This is a genomic window from Chloroflexota bacterium, assembly GCA_018648225.1.
GTDB lineage: Bacteria > Chloroflexota > Anaerolineae > Anaerolineales > UBA11858 > NIOZ-UU35.
Genome location: JABGRQ010000033.1, coordinates 10441 through 19002, shown reverse-complemented (window position 1 = coordinate 19002; position 8562 = coordinate 10441). Strand labels below are relative to the sequence as shown.

Sequence of the window (8562 nt, the reverse complement as noted above, 5' to 3'; positions counted from 1 at the left end):
TGCATGTTGCTCACTTCACCAACATGTACCATCCGGTGATTAACGGTGTGGTGCGCTCGGTGAGCGCGTATCGCGATGCGTTCACTAAAATGGGGCATAATGTCTTTGTATTCGCTCAACATAATGACGACTACGAAGATAAAGAACCTTTCGTTTTTCGCTACCCAAGCCTCGATTTGCCCATCTCGGTAGATATTCCTGCCGTCATTCCCGTTTCACCATTTGTCGACAGGCTGCTCCCCACTCTCAAGCTGGATTTGATCCACGCGCATCATCCAGCCTTGCTCGGCCTGACGGCTGCCAACAAGGCCCATAAACTTGATTTGCCCCTGGTGTTTACATTTCACTCCCGCTATCAGGAGTACAGTCATTACATACCATTGCCACAGCAAAGTGTGCAAGGTTTCGTCAAAGATATGATCCATATCTGGTTGGGCGAATTCATTGAGAAGTGCCAGCATATTGTCTTGCCTTCCGAAAGTATGCGCAAGATTCTCGTCGACGACTACGGGCTATCCGGCGGATACACGGTTGTCCCCACTGGAATTGACCTGACTCCGTATCGCGAAGCCAATCGCGAGGCCACGCGCCTGCAATTAGGTTGGCAGAATGACAAAGTGATGATTTCTGTCGGGCGTTTGGCATTGGAGAAGAATTGGAATATCTTACTCGAAGCTACCGCCAGTGCTATGCAACATGATCCGGCTTTGCGCCTGGTAATTATTGGCGATGGCCCCGAAGGCGATTTGATCCGCAAATTGCCTCACTCGCTGGGAATTGCCAGGCGCGTGGATTTCCTGGGGCGCACTCCCTTCAACGACATCCCCCGTTATCTTGCGGCAGCAGATTGTTTTGTATTCGCGTCGACTTCGGAAACACAAGGCTTGGTCACTTTGGAAGCGCTGGCGGCAGGCCTGCCGGTCGTCGCAGTTGCCGCAACTGGAACTTCTGACATTGTGCGAGACAACATCGAGGGCTTCACTACACGAAACGATAGCGGAGCGCTTTCGGCCGCAATCCAGCAGATGTTTAAAAGCCCCGATAGAACTGCCCGCTTCAAAAGTGCGGCCCTGGCGCGGGCGCAAAACTATGAAATCAGCAATCAGGCCAAACGCCTGGAAGCAGTTTATCTCCAGGCAATTGAGGATCATAAACAGGGGCGCTTTGTTCAAATTGAAAACCAGAAGTCAATTGGCTCGAAGATATTTGATTCGGTCCGGCCTTAACAGAAGCCCTCCGAGATTTTATGACAGCGCCGATCTCGGAGGGCTGGTCGATTTAAGTAGGTATTGGAAAGTATCTGATAAACGGTGTCATTGCGAGCCGCTGTAGGCGGCAAAGCAATCTTAAAAAAGACATATTTCACCCTAAAAACTGGGGATTGCTTCGTCAGCTTCGCTTCCTCGCAATGACAGGTTTTTAAAGGACTTTTCGCAGTTCACTTATTAACGATACTTATTCCTTGATCGCTACTAGAATATCAAACTCCGCTTCATCTGCGTCGACGATGAAGCGCTCATCGTAAAGTTCCATGTCAAACTTGTCTTCGTGCAGTTCCACACCGGATTGGGGCAGCCAGGTTTCATAAATATATTTATAGGTCTCTGGTAAATTGTGTAACTTGCCCTTGTGCGTGAAAACAGCGTATTTATGCGCCGGGATTTGGCGCACAAGCATGCCATCGGGCGTATCGGCAACTTCGGTCACTTCCATACAGGCCATATACTCGAACTCACCTTCGCCTGCGTTCTCGGGGGCCGCAAAGCAGGCGCCATAGGCGCAATAGCCAGTTCTGTTTTTAATTTCACCAGCCCGCGCATTCCACTGACCCCATAGTTGGGGAATCTCGTTACTTTCATTTTTTCCGACATAAGACAATCCGACGACGGTCATTGCGGGTTTGGTGACAAATTTGGGTTGCATGATTAGGTCCTTCCCATAGGTTTGTGTTGATTTTACTGAAATCGGGATTTGCGTCCGCTCAACGGGGCACTGCACTTCCACAAAGCCGGAAGATTCATCCGGCTTCTCGAAGGTGATCCCCGCCCCAGACAGGTAAACTTCACGACACGGTCCGGCGATTTGATAAGCATGGCTCTTTGTCCAGGCGTAAAGCGCGGCGTAGACCATGTTCATAGCGGCGTACTCACCATCATAGATCAGGCTGGCCATTGTGGGCACGGCCGCTAGTTGGCGCAACTGCACTGGGGAACTGCCCCAATCGCCAGCGCGTTGACCGCGGCGAAGTTGCACGGGGACAGCTATCTCAAACTCCAGTTCACTCTCCGCATAGGGTAAATCAGCGATCAGGCCAAACCACGGGCCATCGGCTTTGAGGCGGGCGCGCTCAAGATTGTGCGTGAGCAGCGTTTGCAGGCTGGAACGGGCTGCGGGCAAAGCGATTTCGTTGGCCGCGGTGGCTTTGGCGGCCAGAACCGTCATTGGGGCAATCTCTTTGAGTGCAATCTCGCGTTCGGGAATACCACCTTCCAGCTCAATTTGGCGAAGCCGAAACTCCACCTGGGCCAGTCGCGCCCGCTCCAGGTCCACGCGTTCTGCCAGTTCAATCTGCTTCATCCGCAACATGCCGCGCAATTCTCCCAGAGAAAGGTTTTCATTGAGCAGCAACGAGACCTGTTCTAGCGAGAAGCCCAGGTCTTTGAGCGCCAGAATGCGGTTCAAGCGCGGCAGTTGCTCGAGGGTGTAGTAGCGATACCCCGTGTAGCGGTCGATATGCGTCGGGCGCAGCAGGCCGATTTCGCCGTAGTGATGCAGGGTTTTGACGGTGACATGCGCCAGTTTTGAGAAGTCGCCAATCTTTATCATTCGTTACCTGTCTTTTGTTATGAGCTATTGCGAGGTTGAAGGCCATCAACACGTATAGTATAGACCCTCCGGTAGGAGGAGAGTCAAGGGGTGTTAAGCAAAAAAGATGTGCAATGGGAAAACCCACGCACACCTTTTTGGGCTATTTTTGCTGACAGCCTACGCTTCGTAGGGAACTTCGATAATTGTGGCCTGAATCTCTGCTAATAGCGCTTCAATTTCGGCCTGAACGGTTTTCAGCGCATCTTCCAGGGGGATCATGCGTTTTTCTTTCTCGCTGCGGCGTTTGATCTCGACCATGCCATCTTTCAGCCCGCGCGCGCCCACCGTCACCCGGATCGGCAAGCCAATCAGATCCGCGTCGTTGAACTTCACGCCGGGGCTGTCGTCCCGGTCGTCAAAGAGAACTTCCACACCGGCGGCTACTAAATCCTTATACAACTGCGCGGCGGCTTCCATTGCCGAATCGTCTTTTTTGCTGGGCAGCATCACCAGATGCACCTGATACGGGGCTACTGTAATCGGCCAGATCAACCCGTATTCGTCGTTGTGTTCTTCGGCGACTGAGGCCAGTAAACGCCCACTGCCAATGCCGTAAGAACCCATAATGACAGGCTTCTCCTTGCCATCTTTATCCTGGAAGGTGCAACCCAGCGAATCGGAGTAGCGCGTACCAAGCTTGAAGATATTGCCCACTTCCACGCCGCGCACTTCCCGGAAAGGCGCGGCACATTCGGGGCAACCATCCCCTTCGCGGGCGGAGGTTAGATCGGTCACAAGATCGGCCTGATAATCGCGCCCCAAATTCGTGTTGAGCATATGATACCCGGCATCATTAGCTCCGGCTACCAGGTTTTGCGACTGCGCAATTAACTCATCCACAATCGTGATAACGGGCAAATAAGTATTCTTTTCCGGCAATCCAATTGGTGAGGCGTAGCCTGGCACCGCGCCGATGGCGACAATCTCTTCCTCGGTGGCCGGGCGCAGTTCGCTGGCCTTGAGGGCGTTGACCAGCTTGGTTTCGTTCAAGTCCATATCGCCGCGCACGATAGCAAAGACAAATTTCTGCACACTGGATTCGCCTTCGGGGATATCGGCGATCATGAAGACAGCCTTGGCGGTCTTGGCAGCAGGAATATTCAGGAATGTGGCCAATTCGGCGATGGTTTTGCAATCGGGCGTGAAGACTTTCTCAGTGGGGAGCGATTCTTCCTCGGGGAGGGCAACCTTTTTGAAGGTGGCCACCTGCCGATTGGCCGAATATCCGCACGCGTCACAAAGCATCAGCGTATCTTCTCCAAAAGGGGTTAGATACATATATTCATGGGCCAGCTTGCCGCCCATCATGCCCACATCAGATTTAACCGCAATCACCGAAATCCCACAGCGGTGGAAGATATCGAAATAGGCCTGATAATGAGCGCGATACTGTTTATCGAGGCCTTCCCAATCGGCATCGAGTGAATAGCTGTCTTTCATGGTGAACTCGCGCACGCGGATCAGGCCCGCGCGCGGGCGGGGATCATCACGCCATTTGGTTTGAATATGATAAATCAGCACAGGGAGTTGGCGATAGGAGTGAATCTCTTTACGCGTCAGGTCGGCGACTACTTCCTCGTGGGTCATGGCCAACACCATATCGCGCTGATTTTTGTCTTTGAAGCGGCCCATCTCCGAGCCAATCTGATACCAACGCTCGGTCTCTTGCCAGACTTCGGCAGGATGCACTACCGGCATGGTCATCTCTTGTCCGCCGATGGCGTTGATTTCCACGCGCATAATATCTTCGATTTTGGTGAGCGAGCGTTTGGCTAACGGCATGGCTGTGTAGATACCGGCGGCAAGTTGGCGGATAAAACCCGCCCGCACCAGCAGTTTGTGACTGGGCATTTCAGCGTCGGTGGGGGCTTCGCGCAGGGTTTGGCTAAAAAGCATTGACATTTTCATAGACTACCTCCGGGGGAATGTGCTTCAAGTGTTTAACTTGAGACAAAAACACCCTCTGGCTTTTCAGTCCAGAGGGTGTTCGCTTATCGTGGGTATATGATTGCCCACCATCCCAAAAGACCAAAAGCCTATCGCGGCTTGCGGTTGCTAGGGACGGGAGCGAATGGGGAAGCTAAAAATTGCATAACGGGTGCTAGTTTACCAGAGGCGGAGGTTCTGTCAAGGCTGGGCGGATAGACGCAGTGCCATTTGGAATTGGGCTAAGCTTCCACGTTCAAAACCAGCCTGCTCAAATGTGCCACAAAATTCCTCGGGGAAAATAGCCGGCACTTTCCAGGTTTTGCCAGGATAAAGCGCAAATAAACCCTGGAGCAAGGTTTGAATTTGCGTTTTATTCTCAATATTCAACAACAGTGCGCGTATAAAAATTTGTTCAGCAGCAGGTGACGAAATGGCTACGGCGCTATCCATATAACGAAAAGCGCGGTTGGGAAGGCTCATTTGCAGCAGACTCTCTCCCGACATTTGCCAGGGGAAATCCTGATAGCCGTGCAGAAAAATCAGGCGACCCATTGTGCGCAGATCAATTTCTTCCAATCTGGCTGTTACGCCGGTTGGATTTTCCAACGAATAACTCACCAGTTTGCGAACCTTTTGGAAGCCGGACTGCTCATAGAGATTTATGGCAGGTATATTTTCCTCGATGACTTCGAGTTCCAGGCGGCGATCGCCGCGAGCTTTGGCGTCGGCGATGATCTGCCCCACGAGCCAGCGTCCTACCCCTTGCCCGCGCGCCTCGGGGAGGATTGCCATCCCCGCTAGGCGGCTGCTCCGCCCTCTCCGGGCAATCAGCGCAACTCCCGCGGGTTGACCAGCTTTGAGAACAACACGGCTAGCCGTCGCATCCACACTATCCACCCGCAACATCCCCAAAAAATGTTCGAAAGTTATCTGGATTGGTACAAAATAATCCGCAAAACCGCGATCCAGAATAGCCAGCGTTGGCTGAAGTCCAAACTCCAGCAATGAAGCTGTTTCAAATTTCATAGCATTCTCCTTTATTAGCATGAGACTATGACCGTAGGCCTATTAATTTTATATAGTGATATGCTATTATAAATCTATATCTATATAGTTCCGCATGAACTTTTAGCTGACCATGCGAAAGGAATACTGATGAACCAAAATCCTGTTTTCCACAAGCTATTGCCGCTCATTGTTATAGTATTGGTATTGATGTTTGTGTTCACATCGAGCGCAATACCAGCTCTTGCGTATGAAGGCGAGCCAGTTCCCTATGATTATTTCGAAGAGGATGACTGCCCGATTGGGTATTGTTTAACTTCCGGGAGTTTTTCCTGGCCCACGGCACAAGCCAGTTATTGCATCGCTTCGAGTTCTGGGGGCGATTATAGCGGACTGTATTTGTGGGGGGATAATGTTATTCAGAGTTTCGCTACCAACGGCGCGCAATACTGGCAGAGCAATACCGGATTCAATCTTTATCAGCACAGCAGTTGCCAAAGCGATACCAATATCATCGTCGGCTGGACCACCGGGCTGAGAGACAATCCACTGGGGTCTGCGTATGTCAGTCAATACGAATCCAGCCAGCAAGTGCTAATCGGCCTGAATTATGGCTCTGGCGGCGCCGTCATCGACGAGTATGGCGCAACCATCTTCCATTGGAATCCAGCCGCTGGCGATGGGATTGGTTACGATGGCTCACTGGTTCTGGCGCATGAGTTCGGCCATGCAATCGGCCTGGGCCATGATGTGGAGCAAGGGATGTTGATGTACCCTAATGCTGCCCCCGGCGCAACGTACTCGAATAATTATCCCCTGGGACAAGATAGCATCAACGAGCTATTGAGCAAATACTCCAGCCTTGCTGTGGGTGGTACGAACCAATATGAGAAAGCAGGCATCTCCGGCGTTTATCTGACCTCCCAAAACGGCCATCAAGCCTCGGCCTGGGTTCCCATCCCCGATGGTATGGAAAATCGCTTACAAGATCTGCGGGGAAGTTGCACAGTTGTTGGTTATTTACCCGATACGGATGATGATGTTGCTTTTAACTGTTGGTGGGATATGAATAACACATCGTCTGGCTCTGTCCCCTTTTATCTGGATACTTTCTATTCCGACCATAGTACAGTGATTGTCTACGCTTTCCTCTGGGATAATAATGTTTTCCCGGTTTTAGAGGGCTTTGCTTTCACAATGGATGCTGGCACAATTTACATCCATGATATGCATGGCAACCAATATCAGCAAGGTTTGCCATTTACTTATTTTGTGCAAACCCCGTTGGTGGGTAACGCCGTTCCGCTGATCAACATCTACCGCTATGAGAGCAATAAAGAAGACGATATGGGCTGGACGGTGCTCGATAATATGGACGCCAGCTTTACATTTGCAACCACTTATCCAGGAGACTGGGAAAATGCTTATGTGCAGGGATTTTTCAATATACTTGGCTGGACAGGCGCCGGAACATCGCGTACGAATGTCTTTGGCGTAGACGCCAGGATTGACTGGAACTATTACACACTTTACGCCAATAATTCAGCCAATCTCATGGATACCGGTATGGATATTTGGGAGAATAACGCCAGCGCTTTTTCAACTCTGGCGGTTTATGCACCCTGGGACAAAGACTATGGCGCCTACAGCCTGGCGAGAGCGGAATCTGGCAGTGGTGGGAGTACAAACCTGGAAGTGGAATACCGCTCTGAAGATGGCAACGACAATAGTAGCGCAATTTTCCAAAATGTGCTTTTCCAGGTTGGGCGGTAATTCACCCAATCATCGCGGAAACACAAGGCTTTTGTGGCTTATGTTTCCGCGATGATATACTTCTTTACTCAATAATCGGCAAATACAAATTGAACTCGAGTTCTTCAAGAACATCCGACGCGGCTGTTTGCTCTTCAAGCCATTGATGCTGGCCGCGTTTGTAATGGCTGGCCTCGCGCCAATGAGCCAACTGCTGCCACACTTTGCCGATCTTGTTGAGGTCTTTGAACGGAGTCACTGCATACAGGCCGCCCGTGAAATGCACGATGCGGAGATCACCCTCCGGCAGCACATCTTCTACCACCGGCATCCAGAGTTCATACCCATAATTCGGGCTGCCTTTTGACGGGTTCGGGTTATTGAAACCAAAGGTCTGGGGGAGTTCGCCTTCTTTTCTCAAGCTCTTTGCCAGTGCAAAAATTAGCATTTTATCCCAGGCAATCGGCTCCGGTTCCGTGCCGAAACCATAGGCCGAAATCATGCGCATCGGCGGCAACTCAATAATCTTGACTTCTAATTCGCTCATAATTGATCTCCTTTTCAGTAGAACCACGCTGATCCTTTCCGGTTGCGCCGACACAGCTATCGGCGGCAGAATGATCTTATCGCAGCCTACCTGACACCTTCTGTCAGGATTTCGCGGTAGAATTCAACTATGCGTGCAGATCGATTGCTTTCCCTGTTGATGATTTTGCAATCCCGCGGGCGTGTTACTGCTGAAGCGTTGGCTGATGAGCTTGAAGTTTCGATACGCACCATCTACCGCGATGTGACCGCCCTGAGCGTCTGGGGAGTGCCAGTTTACACGGAGCGCGGGCCAGGGGGCGGCATCGCCCTGATCGAGCGTTATCGCACCGACTTAACGGGTTTGAGCAAGGAGGAAGTTCGGGCTTTGTTCATGCTTAGCATCCCCGCGCCACTGGACGACCTCGGGGTTGGTCAGAAACTCAAGGGGGCTTTGCTCAAACTCGCGGCGGCGTTGCCTTC

The 8562-nt window shown here is 51.5% G+C and carries 7 protein-coding genes; 3 read left to right on the top strand and 4 right to left on the bottom strand.

Annotated elements, in window-relative coordinates; all coding sequences use genetic code 11:
* A partial coding sequence (locus HN413_01540; GenBank protein MBT3389074.1) for a glycosyltransferase occupies positions 1–1226 on the top strand: 1226 nt, incomplete at its 5' end.
* A 229-nt stretch (positions 1227–1455) separates the two neighbouring features.
* Here the strand turns inward: HN413_01540 and HN413_01535 are convergent.
* From HN413_01535 to HN413_01525, 3 genes are all read right to left on the bottom strand, one after another.
* Positions 1456–2826: a MerR family transcriptional regulator gene (locus HN413_01535; protein MBT3389073.1), complete on the bottom strand. Its 1371-nt coding sequence runs from the start codon at positions 2824–2826 to the stop codon at positions 1456–1458.
* 159 nt (positions 2827–2985) lie between these two features.
* The gene (locus tag HN413_01530; GenBank protein MBT3389072.1) at positions 2986–4770 is read right to left on the bottom strand and encodes a proline--tRNA ligase; all 1785 of its coding nucleotides are present in this window, start codon (positions 4768–4770) and stop codon (positions 2986–2988) included.
* Between the two features lie 225 nt (positions 4771–4995).
* Positions 4996–5823, bottom strand: a complete 828-nt coding sequence (locus HN413_01525) for a GNAT family N-acetyltransferase (GenBank protein ID MBT3389071.1) — start codon at positions 5821–5823, stop codon at positions 4996–4998.
* Between the two features lie 129 nt (positions 5824–5952).
* On the opposite strand from HN413_01525, the gene HN413_01520 reads away from it, so the two are divergent.
* Positions 5953–7575 (top strand): matrixin family metalloprotease, encoded by a 1623-nt coding sequence (locus tag HN413_01520; protein MBT3389070.1) that lies wholly within the window; start codon positions 5953–5955, stop codon positions 7573–7575.
* A 64-nt stretch (positions 7576–7639) separates the two neighbouring features.
* Here HN413_01520 and HN413_01515 read toward each other — a convergent pair whose 3' ends face one another.
* Positions 7640–8101 (bottom strand): hypothetical protein, encoded by a 462-nt coding sequence (locus HN413_01515; protein ID MBT3389069.1) that lies wholly within the window; start codon positions 8099–8101, stop codon positions 7640–7642.
* Positions 8102–8230: 129 nt separating this feature from the next.
* On the opposite strand from HN413_01515, the gene HN413_01510 reads away from it, so the two are divergent.
* Positions 8231–8562: HTH domain-containing protein (locus HN413_01510; protein MBT3389068.1), on the top strand; the 332-nt coding region annotated here is incomplete at its 3' end.